Source organism: Methylopila capsulata (assembly GCF_016907975.1).
Classification (GTDB): Bacteria; Pseudomonadota; Alphaproteobacteria; order Rhizobiales; family Methylopilaceae; genus Methylopila; species Methylopila capsulata.
Genome location: NZ_JAFBCY010000002.1, coordinates 1,160,487 through 1,177,388 on the forward strand (window position 1 = coordinate 1,160,487; position 16,902 = coordinate 1,177,388).

General features: G+C 70.8%; 11 protein-coding genes. 8 read left to right on the forward strand and 3 right to left on the reverse strand.

The features are described 5' to 3' along the window. Positions 1 to 42: 42 nt before the first annotated feature. Positions 43 to 1,290 carry a GGDEF domain-containing protein gene (locus tag JOD31_RS11180; protein ID WP_204950373.1) on the forward strand — a complete coding sequence of 416 codons (1,248 nt, stop codon included), beginning with the start codon at positions 43 to 45 and terminating at the stop codon, positions 1,288 to 1,290. A 21-nt stretch (positions 1,291 to 1,311) separates the two neighbouring features. Here JOD31_RS11180 and ubiG read toward each other — a convergent pair whose 3' ends face one another. Continuing rightward, positions 1,312 to 2,055 (reverse strand): bifunctional 2-polyprenyl-6-hydroxyphenol methylase/3-demethylubiquinol 3-O-methyltransferase UbiG, encoded by a 744-nt coding sequence (ubiG, locus tag JOD31_RS11185; protein ID WP_204950374.1) that lies wholly within the window; start codon positions 2,053 to 2,055, stop codon positions 1,312 to 1,314. A 118-nt stretch (positions 2,056 to 2,173) separates the two neighbouring features. Between ubiG and JOD31_RS11190 the strand changes: the two genes are divergently transcribed. From JOD31_RS11190 to JOD31_RS11215, 6 genes are all read left to right on the forward strand, one after another. Continuing rightward, positions 2,174 to 3,427: an aspartate kinase gene (locus JOD31_RS11190; RefSeq protein ID WP_204950375.1), complete on the forward strand. Its 1,254-nt coding sequence runs from the start codon at positions 2,174 to 2,176 to the stop codon at positions 3,425 to 3,427. A gap of 92 nt (positions 3,428 to 3,519) precedes the next feature. Continuing rightward, positions 3,520 to 5,790, forward strand: a complete 2,271-nt coding sequence (gene ptsP / locus JOD31_RS11195) for a phosphoenolpyruvate--protein phosphotransferase (protein ID WP_204950376.1) — start codon at positions 3,520 to 3,522, stop codon at positions 5,788 to 5,790. Further along, positions 5,787 to 6,875 (forward strand): peptide chain release factor 1, encoded by a 1,089-nt coding sequence (prfA, locus tag JOD31_RS11200; RefSeq protein ID WP_204950377.1) that lies wholly within the window; start codon positions 5,787 to 5,789, stop codon positions 6,873 to 6,875. The genes ptsP and prfA overlap by 4 nt, the downstream gene beginning before the upstream one ends. Continuing rightward, entirely contained in the window at positions 6,872 to 7,723 is an 852-nt protein-coding gene (gene prmC / locus JOD31_RS11205; protein WP_204950378.1) for a peptide chain release factor N(5)-glutamine methyltransferase, read from the forward strand. The genes prfA and prmC overlap by 4 nt, the downstream gene beginning before the upstream one ends. 371 nt (positions 7,724 to 8,094) lie before the next feature. After that, a complete protein-coding gene (locus JOD31_RS11210; RefSeq protein ID WP_204950379.1) occupies positions 8,095 to 9,147 on the forward strand; it encodes a DUF4167 domain-containing protein in 1,053 nt (350 codons plus the stop codon). Between the two features lie 165 nt (positions 9,148 to 9,312). Beyond that, positions 9,313 to 10,593, forward strand: coding sequence for an MFS transporter (locus tag JOD31_RS11215; RefSeq protein ID WP_204950380.1), 1,281 nt, complete (start codon positions 9,313 to 9,315; stop codon positions 10,591 to 10,593). A gap of 111 nt (positions 10,594 to 10,704) precedes the next feature. On the opposite strand, the gene JOD31_RS11220 is transcribed toward JOD31_RS11215, so the two are convergent. Beyond that, a complete protein-coding gene (locus tag JOD31_RS11220) occupies positions 10,705 to 11,475 on the reverse strand; it encodes an MOSC domain-containing protein (RefSeq protein ID WP_204950381.1) in 771 nt (256 codons plus the stop codon). Between the two features lie 235 nt (positions 11,476 to 11,710). On the opposite strand from JOD31_RS11220, the gene clpB reads away from it, so the two are divergent. After that, on the forward strand, positions 11,711 to 14,311 hold the full coding sequence (gene clpB, locus JOD31_RS11225; RefSeq protein WP_204950382.1) for an ATP-dependent chaperone ClpB: 2,601 nt from the start codon (positions 11,711 to 11,713) through the stop codon (positions 14,309 to 14,311). A gap of 80 nt (positions 14,312 to 14,391) precedes the next feature. Here clpB and JOD31_RS11230 read toward each other — a convergent pair whose 3' ends face one another. After that, positions 14,392 to 16,362, reverse strand: a complete 1,971-nt coding sequence (locus JOD31_RS11230; protein WP_204950383.1) for a M23 family metallopeptidase — start codon at positions 16,360 to 16,362, stop codon at positions 14,392 to 14,394. Between the last annotated feature and the right edge of the window lie 540 nt (positions 16,363 to 16,902).

Here is a 16,902-nt window from a genome sequence, read left to right on the forward strand (position 1 = left end):
CGGTCGTCTCCGCCGCCCCCACGCTCGAGATCCCGCGCGCACATGAACGGCGTCCTGCTCCTGTCGCTTCAGGCCCTGGTGTATTTCGCGGTCATGGCCGCGCTGCTCCGGGCCCGGTTCGCCTACGGCGTCGGCCTGTTCGTCTGCGCGCTCGGCGTGATGCACTTCCTCGAGACCTATCTCGCGGCCGTGTTCTTCATCGAGCTGCCGTTCGGCCTGCTGTCGCCCGGCTCGACCGTGCTGTTCTCCGGCAAGATGATGATGTTCCTGCTGCTCTACATCCGCGAGGACGCGGAGACGGTGCGGCAGCCGATCTACGGGCTGATGATCGGCAACCTGCTGCTGGTCGCGCTGGCGTTGATCCTGCGGCAGCACGAGACGCTGGCGCCGCTGCCCGGCTATCAGGCCGACCTGCGCTTCATCGACCAGATCGGCGTGCTCATGATCTGGGGCACCCTGCTGCTGTTCGTCGACATCATCGCGCTGATCCTGGTGTTCGAGCGGCTGATGCGGCTGTTCCGGCGCCAGGCCTTCCCGGCGCTTCTCGTGAGCTCGGCGCTGGTGCTGACCTTCGACCAGCTCGCGTTCTTTCCGGTCCTGCATTGGGTGACGGGCATACCCTTCACCGCGCTCGGCGGCGGCTGGGCGGCGAAGATGGCGGCGGCGGCGCTCTACAGCGTCTTCATCGCGATCTACCTGCGCTACGTGGAGCCGACCGAGCGTCCGGCCTTCGCGCGCCGCCGGATCTGGGACGTGTTCGACGCCCTGACCTACCGCACGCGCTACGAGGACCTGCTGGCGCGCGCCGCGATCGATCCGCTGACGGGCGCCGCCACCCGAAGCGCTTTCGAGGACCTGCGGCGCAAGCGGCTGGAGCGCAGCCGCATCGATCCGTGGCCGGTGAGCCTCGCGATGGTGGACGTCGACCATTTCAAGCAGGCGAACGACCGCTTCGGCCACGAAGCCGGAGACGAGATTCTCGCCGCGGTGGGACGGGCGCTGATCGGCGCCGTGCGGGCGGGAGACCGCGTCTTCCGCTACGGCGGCGAGGAGTTCGTCGTGGTGGCCGAGCGGCTCGATTCCGAGGACGCCGCGGCGCTCGGCGAGCGGCTGCGCGCGGCCGTCGCCGACGCCTTTGTCGGCACGCCCGACCGCCGCGTGACGATCAGCGTGGGCGTCGCGACTTCGACGCCTGGCGTCGGAGACCTGATGGCGACGCTGCGGAAGGCGGACGCGCGGCTCTATGAGGCGAAGCGCGCGGGCCGCGACACCGTGATCGCCGGAGCCTGAACGGGGCGCGGCGCGGCAGGTTCAGCTCTTGGCGGCGGCGAGCGTGTAGTTCACCAGCGTGTCGTCGCTCGGCGCCCAGCTGTTCTTCAACGGATTGAACTTGATGCCGCGCAGGTCCGTGGGCTCCAGGCCGGCGGCCCGGGCCGCCGCCGACAGTTCGTCGGGCGTCACAAACTTCTCGTAGGAATGCGTGCCCCGGGGCAGCCAGCGCAGCACGTATTCGGCGGCGACGATCGCCAGCGCATGGGCGAGGGGGGTGCGGTTCAGCGTCGAGAACAGCGCGAGGCCGCCGGGGCGAACGAGGCCCGCGAGCACGGCGACGAAGGCGGGCACGTCGTTCACGTGCTCGACCACCTCGGAGGCCACCACGACGTCGAAGCGCTGCCCTTCGGCGAGCAGCTCCTCGGCGGGGGCCGCCCGGTAGGCGATCGCGAGGCCGTTCTCGGCCGCGTGGGCGGCGGCCACGGGAATCAGCTCGGGCGCCGGATCGACCCCGGTCACCTCCGCGCCGAGGCGCGCGAGTGGCTCCGCCAGCACGCCCGCGCCGCAGCCGACGTCGAGCAGCCGCAGACCCTCGAGCGGCCGCACGGCGGAGGCGTCGCGGCCGAAGCGGGCGCAGATGGCGTCCCGGAAGATCGCGACGCGGGCGGGGTTGAACTTGTGCAGGGGCTTCATCGGCCCGTCGAGGTCCCACCAGCGCTGGGCCAGCGCGTCGAAGCGCGCCACCTCGTCGCGATCGAGGCTTGCGGCGTGGGGCGTCGTCATCGGGCGTCGTCTCCGGCGTTGTGTCGGCTCGGGGTCGCGGCTATCTATACGCGCCTTTTTCGTCGGCGGACCCCGCCGCCCGCCGCTTCCGACCGTTTTTCCGAGACTGATCAGTTCGATGGCCCGCATAGTGATGAAGTTCGGCGGCACGTCCGTCGCGACCGTCGAGCGCATCCGCAATGTCGGCGCTCACGTGAAGCGCGAGGTCGACGCCGGCAACGAGGTGGCGGTCGTCGTCTCGGCCATGGCGGGCGCGACCAACCAGCTCGTGGCCTGGACCCGCGAGGCCTCGGCGATCCACGACGCCCGCGAGTACGACGCGATCGTCGCGTCCGGCGAGCAGGTGACGTCGGGCCTGCTGGCGATCGTGCTGCAGGACATGGGCGTCCCGGCGCGCTCGTTCCAGGGCTGGCAGATTCCGCTGCGGACCGATGGGACCCATGGCTCGGCCCGCATCGATTCGATCGACGGCTCGGCGCTGATCTCGCGCATGACGGACGGTCAGGTGCCGGTGATCGCAGGCTTCCAGGGCATCGCGCCGGACAACCGGATCGCGACTCTCGGCCGTGGCGGGTCGGACACCAGCGCGGTCGCCGTGGCCGCCGCCGTGGGCGCCGACCGCTGCGACATCTACACCGACGTTGACGGGGTCTATACCACCGACCCCCGCATCGTGCCGAAGGCGCAGCGCATGGAGCGCATCGCCTTCGAGGAGATGCTGGAAATGGCCTCGCTCGGGGCCAAGGTTCTTCAGGTGCGCTCGGTCGAAATGGCCATGGTGCACAAGGTCCGGGTGTTCGTGCGCTCGAGCTTCGACGCGCCGGACGCGCCGCAGGTCGGCCCCAACGGCCTGCCCCCCGGAACGCTTATCTGCGACGAGGACGAGATCGTGGAACAACAGGTCGTCACCGGCATCGCCTATTCCAAGGACGAGGCTCAGATCACGCTCCGCCGGGTGGAGGACAAGCCGGGCGTCGCCGCGGGCGTGTTCGGACCGCTCGCCGAAGCCGCGATCAACGTGGACATGATCGTCCAGAACATCTCCGAGGACGGGCGCACCACCGACATCACGTTCACCCTGCCGACCGGCGACCAGGAGCGCACGCTCCAGATCCTCGAGTCCAAGAAGGCGGAGATCGGGTTCACCGAACTGAACACCAACGCGGACGTGTGCAAGGTGTCGGTCATCGGCATCGGCATGCGCAGCCACGCGGGCGTCGCGGCGCAGGCGTTCGAGGCGCTCGCCAAGCGCGGCGTCAACATCCGTGCGATAACGACGTCGGAGATCAAGATCTCCGTGCTGATCGACGCGGCCTACGCCGAGCTTGCCGTTCGAACGCTCCATTCGGTATACGGGCTCGACAAGGCCTGACGCGCCGACGCCGTCGGGCCCCCAGCAACCACACGACTCAAGCTGCGCAGGGGCGTTGAAGGGCGCATAGCCCCCCACCCGGAGAGCGGAAGATGCGAGGCGCGTATGGCGGCCCGCGCGTGCTTTTGCGCCGGCTGCGGGAGGTCATGGCGGAGCCGGTCACGGCGCAGGAGCGCCTTGACCGGATCGTGGTGCTGATCGCCGCCAACATGGTGGCCGAGGTCTGCTCGGTCTACGTGCTGCGGTCGGACAACGATCTTGAGCTGTTCGCCACCGAAGGCCTGAACCGGGACGCCGTCCACCGCACCACCATGCGGAAGGGCGAGGGCCTCGTCGGCCTCGTCGCGGACGAGGCCGAGTCGGTCAACCTGTCCGACGCCCAGGCGCATCCCTCGTTCTCCTACAAGCCGGAGACGGGCGAGGAGATCTACCACTCCTTCATGGGCGTCCCGATCCTGCGCTCGGGCAACACGCTCGGCGTGCTCGTCGTCCAGAACAAGGCCCACCGCACCTACTCCGACGAAGAGGTCGAGGCGCTCCAGACCACGGCGATGGTGATCGCCGAGATGGTGGCGAGCGGCGAGCTGTCCGGCCCCGGCGGGGCCGAGACGGTCGGCCGCAGGCCCGCGCACTCGGCGGGCGTCTCGCTGTCCGACGGCATCGGTCTCGGCCACGTGGTTCTGCACGAGCCGAAGATCGTGGTGAAGAACTTCATCGCCGAGGACGTGAACAAGGAGCTGAAGCGGCTCGACGAGGGCCTTGTGCGGCTGCGCGCGTCGATCGACGTGCTGCTGGACGACGGCGACGTCGCCCGCGCCGGCGAGCATCGCGACGTGCTCGAGACCTTTCGCATGTTCGCCCACGACCGTGGCTGGGGGAAGCGGCTGCACGAGGCGGTGATGACCGGCCTGACCGCTGAGGCCGCGGTCGAGCGGGTCCAGTCCGATACCCGCGCGCGCATGCAGCGCCAGACCGATCCCTATTTGCGCGAGCGCCTGCACGACCTCGACGACCTCGCGCACCGGCTGCTGCGCGAACTGGCGTCGCCGGACCACGCCTCCCGGCCGCGGGAGGAGCTGCCGGAGAACGCGATCGTGGTCGCCCGTTCCATGGGCCCGGCGGCGCTGCTGGAGTATGACAGGACGCGGCTGCGCGGCCTCGTGCTCGAGGAGGGCTCCGGCTCGAGCCATGTGGCGATCGTCGCCCGGGCGCTCGGGATCGCGGCCATCGGCCAGCTCGAGAACGCGACCGGCCTCGCCGAGGCGGGCGACCCGATCATCGTCGACGGCTTTTCCGGCGAGGTGCACATTCGCCCGACGGCCGACGTCGAGCGCGCCTACGCCGACAAGGTCCGCTTCCGCGCCCGCAAGCAGGAGCAGTACCGCGCGCTCCGCGACCGTCCGTTCCGCACGCGGGACGGCGTCGAGGTGGCGCTGATGCTGAACGCTGGCCTCCTGGTCGACCTGCCGCACATCCCCGAGACCAACGCCGCCGGCATCGGCCTGTTCCGCACCGAGCTTCAGTTTATGGTCGCGCCCTCGCTGCCGAAGACGGCCGCGCAGGAGGCTCTGTACCGCGCCGTTCTCGACGCCGCCGGCGACAAGCCGGTCACCTTCCGCACGCTGGACGTCGGCGGCGACAAGGTGCTCCCCTACATGCGGCTGGAGCCCGAGGAGAACCCGGCGCTCGGCTGGCGCGCGATCCGGCTCGGCCTCGACCGCCCGGCGCTGATGCGAACCCAGATCCGCGCCCTGCTGCGGGCGGCCGGCGGGCGCGAGCTCAAGATCATGTTCCCCATGGTCTCCTGCGTCTCGGAGTTCGACGAGGCGAAGGCGATCGTGGAGCGCGAGCAGGCGCGGCTCGCCGCCCACGGCTTCGAGGCGCCCGCGAAGGTGCGCCTCGGCGTCATGGTCGAGGTGCCGTCGCTGCTGTTCCAGCTGGAGGAGATCGTCCGGCGGGTCGATTTCCTCTCGGTCGGCTCCAACGACCTGATGCAGTTCCTGTTCGCGGTCGACCGCGGCAACGCCAAGGTCTCCTCCCGCTTCGATCCGCTCGACGTCGCGTTCCTGAGGGCGCTCGCGCGCGTGACGGCGGTCGCGGGCGCGGCGGGCAAGCCGGTGACGCTGTGCGGCGAGATCGCAGCCCGGCCGCTCGAGGCCATGGCGCTGGTCGCCATCGGCTACCGCTCGATGTCGGTCTCGCCGGCCGCGATCGGCCCGGTGAAGGCCATGCTGCTGGACCTCGACGCCGGCGACGTCGCGAATTTCGTGCGCCCGCGTCTCGAGCGCTTCGACGGGGGGCATTCGCTGCGCGCCGAACTCGGCGATTACGCGAGGTCCCGGGGGCTTCAGATCGAGCCGTGAGCGTCGAGCTTCCCAGAGACAAGCTTGAGGCTCTCGTCGAGCGCTTCGCGGCGGTCGACCACGCGCTCGGGCAGACGACCGAGGGCGCCGAACTCGCGCGGCTCGGCCGCGAGCGCGCGGAGCTCGAACCCGTGGTCGAGGCCATCCGCGCCCTGCGCGCGACCGAGGACGAGATCCAGGACCTCGAACACCTCGTCGCGGACGGAGGGACCGACGCCGAGATGCGCGACCTCGCCCGCGCCGAGCTCGACGAGGCCCGCGGTCGTCGGGACGAGGCGGCCGCGGCGCTGCAGATCGAACTGCTGCCGAAGGACGAGGCGGACGCGCGCGGCGTCATCCTCGAGGTGCGCGCCGGCACCGGCGGCGACGAGGCGGCGCTGTTCGCCGGCGACCTGTTCCGCATGTACCAGCGCTACGCCGACGCCTGCGGCTGGAAGGTCGAGGTGCTGTCGACCAGCGAAGGCGCCATGGGCGGCTACAAGGAAATCGTAGCCGAGATCGCCGGGCGCGGCGTGTTCGGGCGCATGAAGTACGAATCCGGCGTCCACCGCGTGCAGCGCGTGCCGGCGACCGAAGGCTCCGGCCGCATCCACACCTCCGCCGCCACGGTCGCCGTGCTGCCGGAGGCGGAGGAGGTCGACGTCGCGCTCGACGATTCGGAGCTGCGGTTCGACGTCTACCGGGCGCAGGGCGCGGGCGGCCAGCACGTCAACAAAACCGAATCCGCCGTCCGGGTGACGCATCTGCCGACCGGCATCGCGGTCGCCGTGCAGGACGAGCGCTCGCAGCATCGCAACCGCGCCCGCGCCATCGCCCTGCTGCGCGCCAAGCTCTACGACATCGAGCGCGAGCGGGTGGACGGCGCGCGCGCCGGCGCCCGGCGGATCCAGGTCGGCTCCGGCGACCGCTCCGAACGCATCCGCACCTACAATTTCCCCCAGGGTCGCGTCACCGACCACCGCATCAACCTCACGCTCTACAAGCTCGACGCTGTGATGGAGGGAACCGCCCTCGGCGAGCTGATCGACGCCCTGTCGGCCGAGCAGCGCGCCCGGCTTCTGGCCTCCGAGGACGCGGCGGCGTGACGCTGGGCGAGGCCGCGCGCGCCGCCGCGTCGCGGTTCGCCGCGGCCGGGATCGACACGCCCGAGGCCGACGCCCGGGCGCTCGCCCGCGAGGCCTTCGGCCTCGACGCCGCCCAGCTGATCGCCAGAGCCGGCGAGCCTGTGGACGTCGACGCCCTGGCGCGGCTGGAACACCTGATCCTGAGGCGTCTCGGCGGCGAGCCCGTCGACCGGATCCTCGGCCGCCGCGAGTTCTGGGGGCTCGACTTCACGCTCGCGCCCGAGACCCTCGCCCCCCGCGCCGACACCGAGACCGTTGTGCAGGCGGCGCTCGACGCCGTCGGCGGGCGCGATCGGCCGATCGCGGTTCTCGACCTCGGGGTCGGCTCGGGCTGCATCCTGCTGGCGCTGCTGTCCGAACTTCCGCGCGCCACGGGGCTGGGCGTCGACCGCTCGTTCGGCGCCGCGCGCGCCGCGCGCGCCAACGCCGAACGCCTCGGCCTTGGGGCGCGCGTGCGCGTCGTCGTCGGCGACTGGGCGACGGCGCTCGGGAGCCGCTTCGATCTCGTCGTCTCGAATCCGCCCTACATCGCTAGCGCCGACATGGCCGGGCTCGACCGCGAGGTGCGGGAGCACGATCCCGCCCGCGCGCTCGATGGCGGCGCCGACGGCCTCGACGCCTACCGCGCCATCGTCGCGGATCTGCCCGCTCGCCTCGGCCCGGGCGGGACAGCGGTGCTCGAGCTCGGCGCCGGTCAGGAGGCCGGCGTGACGCGCCTCGCCCTGCAGGCCAACCTGCGGGTCGACGGCCCGGCACAGGTCGATCTCGGCGGCGTGCCGAGGGCGCTGGTGATGAGGGCGACTGCGTAAGCGGTAAAAACCCCTTGGAAAGCGAAGGCCGAGCCGCTATCTTACTTATCGGAATCGTCTGCCGCCCGCCTGGTTCGCGAGAACGAGGCCTGAGAGCGACGGACGGATAATTTCGAAACCGCGTCCGCACGGATCTGCCGGCGACCGGACTCGAAAGATCGACGCACCGCTTCGATCGCGCCTGATCGCCGCGCAGGGCTTCGGCTTTGCAGCGGACGCCGGGTTGCTTTGCGCGCCAGCTTCGGCTGGCGGCGTAGGGCGGCCGGGTTGGACGCCCCGCCCCGGCGGGAGAGTCAGCGCGCGCCCGGATCCGGTCTCGGTCCCCGGCCCTGACGGGCCCTCAATCCAGAACGAGTGCTGATTTGAACGCCATGAGGCAAGGACAAGCGAAGCGCCTCCGCGGGCGCAACCGCGGCGGTGGCGGCGGTGGTGGAGGCGGCGGTGGCGGCGGGGGAGGCGGCAAGGGGCCGAACCCGCTGACCCGCAGCTACGAGTCGAACGGTCCCGACGTGAAGATCCGCGGCACCGCGGGCACCATCGCGGACAAGTACGTTCAGCTGTCGCGCGACGCGACGTCCTCGGGCGATCCGGTCGCCGCCGAGAACTACATGCAGCACGCCGAGCACTATTACCGGCTGCTCGCGGCGGCGCAGGCGCAGTATCAGCCTCACCAGACCTTCGTGCGCGCCGACGCCGACGACTTCGTCGATCCGGACGAGGACGACGACGGCCTGGAGGGCGGCGAGCCGAACGGTTACGGCCAGCCGAACGGCCAGAACAACAGCCAGCCGTCCTATGGCGCGGAGCGCCAGGGCGGCGGACAGCGCCACCAGAACGGCCGTCCTCAGGGCGGTGGTCAAAACTACGGCGGCGGACAGAACCCTTACGCCAACTCCAATGGCGGCGGCGGTCAGAACGGGCAGAACGGCGGCCAGAACGGCGGTTCGAACGCCGCTGGTCCGAACGCCGGGGGCCAGAACGTCGCCGGACAGGGCGGCTTCGGCGACCAGCCGCGTCGTTTCGACCGCAACGACCGGCGTGACCGCAGGGATCAGCAGCCGCGCGGGCCGCGCCCCGAGGCGACGGACGACGAGCCGGTGGCCAACGCGCTTCCGGCCTTCATCACCGGCGGCGCGCCGCAGCCGGCCCCGGCCCCGGCCCCGGTCGCAGCGGCTCCCGCTCCCACGCCTCCCGCCTTCGTGGGCGAGCCCGACGCGCCGAAGGCGGCAGACGTCGCGGAAGCCCCGCTCGCCGCGGCTCCCGCGGACGAGACGATCTCGACCGACGACCAGGGCGAGGGCCGGGCTCCGGCCCGCGGCCGTCGCCGTCGCTACGGGCGTTACGGCCGCGGCGCGGCCGGAGAAGACGGCGCGCCCGCGATGGCCGGCGACGCGCCCCCGCCGTCGGACGTCGCGACCGACTGACGGTCCGCGACTGACGTTTTGAAAGGCCGGAGCGGCGACGCTCCGGCCTTTTTTGTCGCAGGCGCAAAGGTCGATCTTGGCGACCATGCCGTGTGCGCCATCTCGGCGATCACGCGGCGTTGATCGAGGATCTACGGAGCGGTTCCTCTTCCGGAAAACGTCGCCATGAACACGATCGCCGCGCTCACCACGCTCAACTTCCTCCTGGCCGACGTCCGCGACGGGCTCGGTCCCTATCTCGCGATCTTCCTGCAGGGTCAGGGCTGGTCGGCGATCGACATCGGCTACGTCCTCACCATCGGCGGTCTCGCCGGCATGATCGCGACGACGCCGATGGGCGCCTTCGTCGACGCCACCCGGCGCAAGCGCATGGTCACGCTCGCCGCCGCGCTCGCGGTGACCGCCGCCTGCCTCGCGATCCTCTACTTCCCGAGCTTTCCCGTCGTTTCGATCAGCCAGGTGCTCACCGGGGTCGTCGGCGCGGTGATCCCGCCCGCGATCGCCGCGATGACGCTGGGGATCGTCGGACCGAAGGAGTTCTCCCACCAGATCGGCCGCAACGAAGCCGCCAACCACGGCGGCAATGTCGTCGCCGCGGTCGCCTGCGCGGGCTTTTCCTACCTCGTCGGCATCCAGGCGGTGTTCTTCGTGATGATCGCGATGGCGGTCGGGTCGATCGCCGCGACGCTCGCGATCAAGGAGAGCGCGATCGACCATGACGTCGCCCGAGGCCTCGACAAGAGCGCGAAAGACAATGGCGCGTCGGGATTTTCGGTCCTGCTCAAGACGCCGGCGCTGCTGATCTTCGGCCTCATCCTGATGCTCTTCCATTTCGGCAACGCGCCGATGCTGCCCTTGGTCGGGCAGCGCATCGAAGCGCTCGGCCTCGGCAACGCCGTGTTCTGGACCAGCGTCGCCATCATCGTCGCCCAGGCCGTCATGGTGCCGATGGCGCTGTTCGCCGCGCGGATCGCCGAACGCTACGGCTACGTTCCGCTGTTGCTCGCCGCGCTCGTCGCCCTGCCGATCCGCGGGATCGTGGCGGCTTCGGTCACCGACGCCTGGATCGCGATCCCGGTGCAGATGCTCGACGGCGTCGGCGCCGGCATCCTGAGCGTGGTGACGCCCGCCCTCGTCGCCCGCATGCTGCGCGGCACCGGCCGGTTCAACGTCGGCCTCGGCGCGGTGATGACGGTGCAGGGGATCGGCGCGAGCCTCAGCACCACCGCCGCGGGCTATCTCGTGCAGGACGGGCGGGGCTGGCTTTCGGCGCTCGGGATCGAGACCGGCTTCACCGGCTATGGCGTCGCCTTCCTCGGCCACGGCGCCGTGGCGCTGATCGCGCTCGCGGTCTTCCTCGCGACGATGCGTCTGATGCCGCTCGAGCCTGAAGCCGGCCATGTTCACGGCGGCGCCGCGAGCGGACCCACGCCAGCGACCGCGTGAAAGCGCGCGTAATTCCCTTCTCCCCTTGCGGGAGAAGGTGGCGCCTAAGCGCCGGATGAGAGGTCGCCTGGGGCATCCTGAACGGTGACGGAGGCCTCCCGGCCGAACCCCTCAGGCGAGCGCGATCGGCGCGCCCACCTCCAGCCGGCCGGGCGCCGTCACCTCCACGTAGACGCCGCAGTCGGCGTGGCCGAAGCCCTTCATCAGCGTCGCCGGGATCTTGAGGTCGCGTTCCGCGGTCGCGGGGTTCACATTGGTCGCCGCGCAGCGCACCGTGCGCTTGACCACCGTCATGCGGACCTCCCCGGAGACCAACTCGCGTCCGGCCCAGTCCAGCTCCTCCCAGGCGTCGAAGCCCTCGATCTCCAGGTTGCCGCGGAAGCGGAGCGGATCGACGGCCGCGTTCACCATCGCGCCGACGGCCGTCACGCTGGCGTGGTTGATCAGCGAGAGAAAGCCCTTCGCCGTGTCGGAGAACGTGTGGCCGCCCGGCGCGGGAAGCACCGTGAGCGGACCGTTCAGTTCGCCGTCCATGAACGCGGTGAACCAGGCCGCCGTCGCTGCGCGCCCCTCCTCGGACGACAGGTCTGCCGTCAGCGCCGTGTCCTCGCCGCGCCGCACGGTGAGAGTCGAGGAAGCGAGATCGAAGGTCGTCGCCAGTCCCGCGAGCCGTGCGTTCTTCATGAGGCAGAGGAAGCGCTGCTTTGGAATGAAGGCCGGCGCCGCCGGATCGAACCCGGACGGGCCGTTCTCGATGGCGAAGCTCCGGTCGCCCGCGATCGGCTGGCCTGGGAGCACGTCGATCGCCTCGAGGTTCTCAGGCGAGAGGCCCTTCACGGGGTAGCGCCGCAGCGCCGCGATCCGGCCGACGGTTTGAGGCATTCGAGACGATCCTGATGCTGATCAAGGAAAAGCGCGCGAAGACGGCTACCATCCCCTTTTGTGACCAAATGGCAACACCCATATCGGTCTTGGACGCAGCCGCCTGAGCGGGGCGTCCGTCCGCCGGACAGGCGGAGACGATCGAGGCGTCGGCGGAGACCGAGAACGTTTCCCGCCGCGGAGGCTTGGCGACAGGCAGCGGAGCGATCCGGCGCGCTCACCAGAGGAGGGATTGATGAATCCAGAAATCTACACCGAACGGGTGCGCGGATTCCTTCAGGCCGCGCAGGCTGCGGCGACCGGCGCGGGCCACCAGCAGCTCCTTCCGGAGCATGTGCTCAAGGTGCTGCTCGACGATCCGGAAGGCCTCGCCTCCGGCCTGATCGATCGCGCCGGCGGCCGCTCCGCGGACGCGCGCGCGTCGCTCGAGGCCGCCCTGCGCAAGGTGCCCAAGGTCGGGGGCGCCGGAGCCGGCAATCTCTATCTTGCGCCCGCGACGGCGCGGATCTTCACCAGCGCCGAAGAGATGGCGAAGAAGGCCGGCGACCAGTTCGTCACGGCCGAACGGCTGCTCACGGCCTTCGCCGTCGAGAAGGACACCGAGGCCGGCAAGGCGCTCGCCGCCGCGGGCGTGACCGCGCAGGCGCTGAACGCGGCGATCGAGGAGCTGCGCAAGGGCCGCACCGCGGATTCGGCCACGGCCGAGAACGCCTACGACGCGCTCAAGAAGTACGCCCGCGACCTGACCCAGGCGGCGCGCGACGGCAAGCTCGACCCGGTCATCGGCCGCGACGAGGAGATCCGCCGCACCATCCAGGTTCTCTCGCGGCGCACGAAGAACAACCCTGTGCTGATCGGCGAGCCCGGCGTCGGCAAGACCGCGATCGTCGAGGGCCTCGCGCTCCGCATCGTGAACGGCGACGTGCCGGAATCGCTCAAGGACAAGAAGCTGCTGTCGCTCGACCTCGGCTCGCTGATCGCGGGCGCGAAGTACCGCGGCGAGTTCGAGGAGCGGCTGAAGGCCGTGCTGTCCGAGGTGCAGTCGGCGGCGGGCGGCGTCGTGCTGTTCATCGACGAGATGCACACGCTCGTCGGCGCCGGCAAGGCGGACGGCGCGATGGACGCGTCGAACCTGCTGAAGCCCGCGCTCGCCCGCGGCGAACTGCACTGCGTCGGCGCGACCACGCTCGACGAGTACCGAAAGCACGTCGAGAAGGACGCCGCGCTCGCGCGCCGGTTCCAGCCCGTGTTCGTCTCCCAGCCTACGGTCGAGGACACGATCTCGATCCTGCGCGGCATCAAGGAGAAGTACGAGCTGCACCACGGCGTGCGGATCGCGGATTCGGCCCTCGTCGCCGCGGCCACGCTCTCGGATCGCTACATCACCGACCGCTTCCTGCCCGACAAGGCGATCGACCTCGTCGACGAGGCCTCGGCGCGGCTCAGGATGCAGGTCGATTCGAAGCCCGAGCCGCTCGACGAGCTCGACCGCCGCATCATCCAGCTCAAGATCGAGCGCGAGGCGCTGAAGAAGGAAACCGACGACGCCTCCAAGGACCGACTCGTCAAGCTCGAGACCGAGCTCGCCGGCCTGCAGGAGGAGGCCGACGCGCTGACCACGCGCTGGCGGAACGAGAAGGACAAGCTCGGCCGCGCCCAGACCCTCAAGGAGAATCTGGACAAGGCGCGGACGGAGCTGGAGCAGGCGCAGCGGCAGGGCGATCTGGCCCGCGCCGGCGAACTCGCCTACGGCGTCATCCCGAAGCTCGAGCGCGAGCTGAAGGAGACCGAGGAGGCGGGCGCGGTCGCCGGCGACCTGGTGAAGGAGGTGGTGACGCCCGATTCGATCGCGCAGATCGTCTCGCGCTGGACCGGCGTGCCGGTCGACAAGATGCTTGAGGGCGAGCGCGCCAAGCTGCTGCGCATGGAGGACGAGCTCGCCAAGCGCGTCGTCGGCCAGGCCGAGGCGGTTCAGGCGGTCTCGACCGCGGTGCGCCGCGCCCGCGCCGGCCTGCAGGACCCGAACCGGCCGATCGGCTCGTTCATGTTCCTCGGGCCCACGGGCGTCGGCAAGACCGAGCTCACCAAGACGCTTGCCGCGTTCCTGTTCGACGACGACACCGCGATGGTGCGCCTCGACATGTCCGAATACATGGAGAAGCACTCGGTCAGCCGGCTGATCGGCGCGCCTCCGGGCTATGTCGGCTACGAGGAGGGCGGCGCGCTCACCGAGGCGGTGCGGCGCCGGCCCTACCAGGTCGTGCTGTTCGACGAGATCGAGAAGGCGCACCCCGACGTGTTCAACGTCCTGCTGCAGGTGCTCGACGACGGCCGGCTGACCGACGGGCAGGGGCGGACGGTCGACTTCCGCAACACGCTGCTGATCATGACCTCGAACCTCGGGTCCGAGTATCTGGTCAACCAGGGCGAGGGCGAGGACACCGAGGCGGTCCGGGACGAGGTGATGGGCGTGGTGCGCGCGCACTTCCGGCCCGAGTTCCTCAACCGCGTGGACGACATCGTGCTGTTCCACCGGCTGAAGCGCGAGCAGATGGGCGCGATCGTCGACATCCAGCTGGTCCGGCTGCGCAAGCTGCTGGACGACCGCAAGATCACGCTCGACCTCGACCAGGCCGCGCGCGACTGGCTCGCGAACAAGGGCTACGACCCGGCCTACGGGGCGCGGCCGCTGAAGCGGGTGATCCAGAAGTACCTGCAGGACCCGCTGGCCGAGCTGATCCTCGCCGGCGAGGTGCGCGACGGCGAACGGATCGCGGTGTCGGCGAGCGGCTCCGGCCTCATCGTCGGCCCCCGCGTGGTCGCCGCCGCGGCCTGATCACGCAAACGGCGCGGGCGGGAGACTCTCTCGGCCGCGCCGTTCGCTTTCCTTGCGGGTTAGGGGCGGGCCGTGCGGCCTCAGCCGCCCTCGACGCCGCCGCCGGGTTTGCCGGCCGCCGCGGAGTTGCGGCCGAGCATGCCGTCGACGCGCTCGCGCTCGCGCTCGAAGGCGGCGAGCAACGGACCGTCGAGCTCGCGGCCGCGCGGCAGCTTCACCTTCATCGGATTGACGAAGCGGCCGTTGACCAGCACCTCGTAATGCAGGTGCGCGCCGGTCGAGAGGCCGGACGAGCCGACGTAGCCGATCACCTGGCCCTGCCGCACCGCGGCCCCGGGATTCACCCCGCGGGCGATGCCGGACATGTGGTTGTAGGTGGTCTCGTAGCCGTTGGTGTGCACCAGCTTGACCTGGCGGCCGTAGCCGTTGGTCCAGCCCGCCTTCTCCACCGTGCCGTTGCCGGAGGCCACGATCGGCGTGCCGACCGGGGCGGACCAGTCGACGCCCGTGTGCATCTTGGAGTAGCCGAGCACGGGGTGGCGCCGGAAGCCGAAGCCGGAGCGCATGACGCCGCCGTTCATCGGCTTGCGCATCAGGAACTTGCGGGCGGACTTGCCGCCCTCGTCGTAATAGTCGGCGAGGCCGTCGTCCTCGGTCTCGAACCGGTAGAACCGGCGCTGCTCGCCGGCGAGGCTGAGCGCCATGTAGGTGACCTCCGGCGCGCCCGCCTGCTCCTCGTCGGCGTCGTAGAACACCTCGAACGAATCGCTCGGGCCGACCGGCCGGTTGAAGTCCACGTCGTAGGAGACGATGCGGACCATCTCGTCCACGATCTCCTTCGGCACCTCGTTCTTGAGCGCCGCCTCGTAGAGGCCGTTGTAGAGCCGCATCCGGCCGGGAGTGCCGGGGCGTTCGACCTCGTCCGCGATCTCCTCGGCGGTGGGCTCGTCGGCGAGATCGGAGGCGTCGGCGACCGCGACGTAATCGCCCTGGTCCGACAGCGCGACCGAGCCCAGATGCTCGCCGCTCGCGTCGAACAGGCTGACTCGCACGGGCTGGAGCCGGTTGAGGCCGGGGGCGGCGGAGCGCCCCATCAGCACCTTGAGCTTCTGCCCCGCCTTCACCGAGGCGACGCCGTAGCCGTCGCGCCCCGCGAATCGCTGCGCGATGGCGCGGGCGTCGTCGAGCGCGGCGCCGCCGTCGCGCACCAGCGCGGTTTCGAGCGAGCCGTCGACCGCGATCGGGACCGCGCGCTCGCCAGGACCCGTCGCGACGTCGGCGTCGAGCGTGGGCGCGGACTTCGCGACCAGCGTCACGTTGGCGGCGATGGGGCGGGGATCGAACGGGCTTGCGACGGACGACACCGCCTCAGGCGCGTAGGCCAGCCGGCTCTGGGCGCCGGGCGTCAGCTCGAGCGTCGGCGCGAAGCGCGAGGCGAGCTCCAGCGCCGCGGCCTCGCGCACCCGGGCCCGCACCTCGATCGGCGGGATGGTCGGCCCCTCGTCGACGCCGATCGTCGTGGTCGCGAGGTCCTTCACCGTGAAGGACAGGTCGCCCTCGGAATCGGTCGGCTGGGTCGCCCGGTCCTGGGGCGCCTCGGCCAGCACCTTGAGCGGGTCGAAGGTCGGGACCTCGGACGCGAACTCCGTGGGCTGCTGGGCGAGGCCGGCCGAGACCTTCACGAACTGGCGCATCTTCACGACCTCGCGGTCGCCGTGCCGGGTCGTGGTGCTGATCTTCATCACCTGGCGGGCGGCCACCGTCTCGGGCTCGGCCGTCAGGCGGTCGCCCTTGCGCGCGCCGGCGGAGACGCGGTCGTCGTCGAAGCGGGGCGCCTCCATAAGAAGACGCGGCGCGTCGCCGGTGCGGGCCTCTCCCTTGAGGGTGGAGTAGATCGCGCCGCTCAGAAGCGCCGCGCCGGCCATGCCGGTCAGAATGGTGCCGCTCAGCCAGCGCAGGCTGACCGCGCGCGGGTCGGGCGGGCCCTCCTGCCGTCCGTCGACGCGCAGGGGCGGCTCGACCCCGAGGTCGATCGCGAAAGCGCCCGACATATGGCTGCGCGAAGCACGTCCGGGGGACAAGGCGGGCGGAACCCTCTTCATGACAGCGAGGCGACGAACGTGCGGGCGAACCTAGCCCGCGCGACGCGGTCTCGCCACGTCTATCAAACACGGCGCGCGGGGCGAAGCAGGGCGCGGGCAATATGGCGCCAGTGCGGCTCAGGACCCAATCCCTTGTGCGTCAGAGGCTTGGCGGCGTTCGCGAAGCTGCGGCGGGAGCGGGGTCGCGGGCCCAATGGACCGAAATCGCCCCGCGATTCGACGGTCGGCCGCCCGCAGCCGGCCCGAAAACGCCTGCGAAACGCGCTCTGTCGCAAATCTTTTGCACAGGCGGCGCCCGTTCTGAAGGCCTCAGTCCTCAGGGCGCGGCGCAGGGTCGGTCCACATGGCGGATCGCGCCGGGGTCATCCGAACGTCACTTTTCCTGAAACCCGTCGTTGACAGCTTCGGAGCGTGCGGCCTATATAGCGGCACACCGGCGGCGGGGCCTGAGGGTTCCGGCGGCGGCGAGTTAGTCTCCTGACATTGGGC

Coding starts and splice junctions, on each gene's coding strand:
- JOD31_RS11215 (WP_204950380.1), top strand. CDS start 9,313: ATGAACACGATCGCCGCGCTCACCACGCTCAACTTCCTCCTGGCCGAC.
- JOD31_RS11230 (WP_204950383.1), bottom strand. CDS start 16,362: ATGTCGGGCGCTTTCGCGATCGACCTCGGGGTCGAGCCGCCCCTGCGC.
- clpB (WP_204950382.1), top strand. CDS start 11,711: ATGAATCCAGAAATCTACACCGAACGGGTGCGCGGATTCCTTCAGGCC.
- JOD31_RS11180 (WP_204950373.1), top strand. CDS start 43: ATGAACGGCGTCCTGCTCCTGTCGCTTCAGGCCCTGGTGTATTTCGCG.
- JOD31_RS11190 (WP_204950375.1), top strand. CDS start 2,174: ATGGCCCGCATAGTGATGAAGTTCGGCGGCACGTCCGTCGCGACCGTC.
- JOD31_RS11210 (WP_204950379.1), top strand. CDS start 8,095: ATGAGGCAAGGACAAGCGAAGCGCCTCCGCGGGCGCAACCGCGGCGGT.
- JOD31_RS11220 (WP_204950381.1), bottom strand. CDS start 11,475: ATGCCTCAAACCGTCGGCCGGATCGCGGCGCTGCGGCGCTACCCCGTG.
- ubiG (WP_204950374.1), bottom strand. CDS start 2,055: ATGACGACGCCCCACGCCGCAAGCCTCGATCGCGACGAGGTGGCGCGC.
- ptsP (WP_204950376.1), top strand. CDS start 3,520: ATGCGAGGCGCGTATGGCGGCCCGCGCGTGCTTTTGCGCCGGCTGCGG.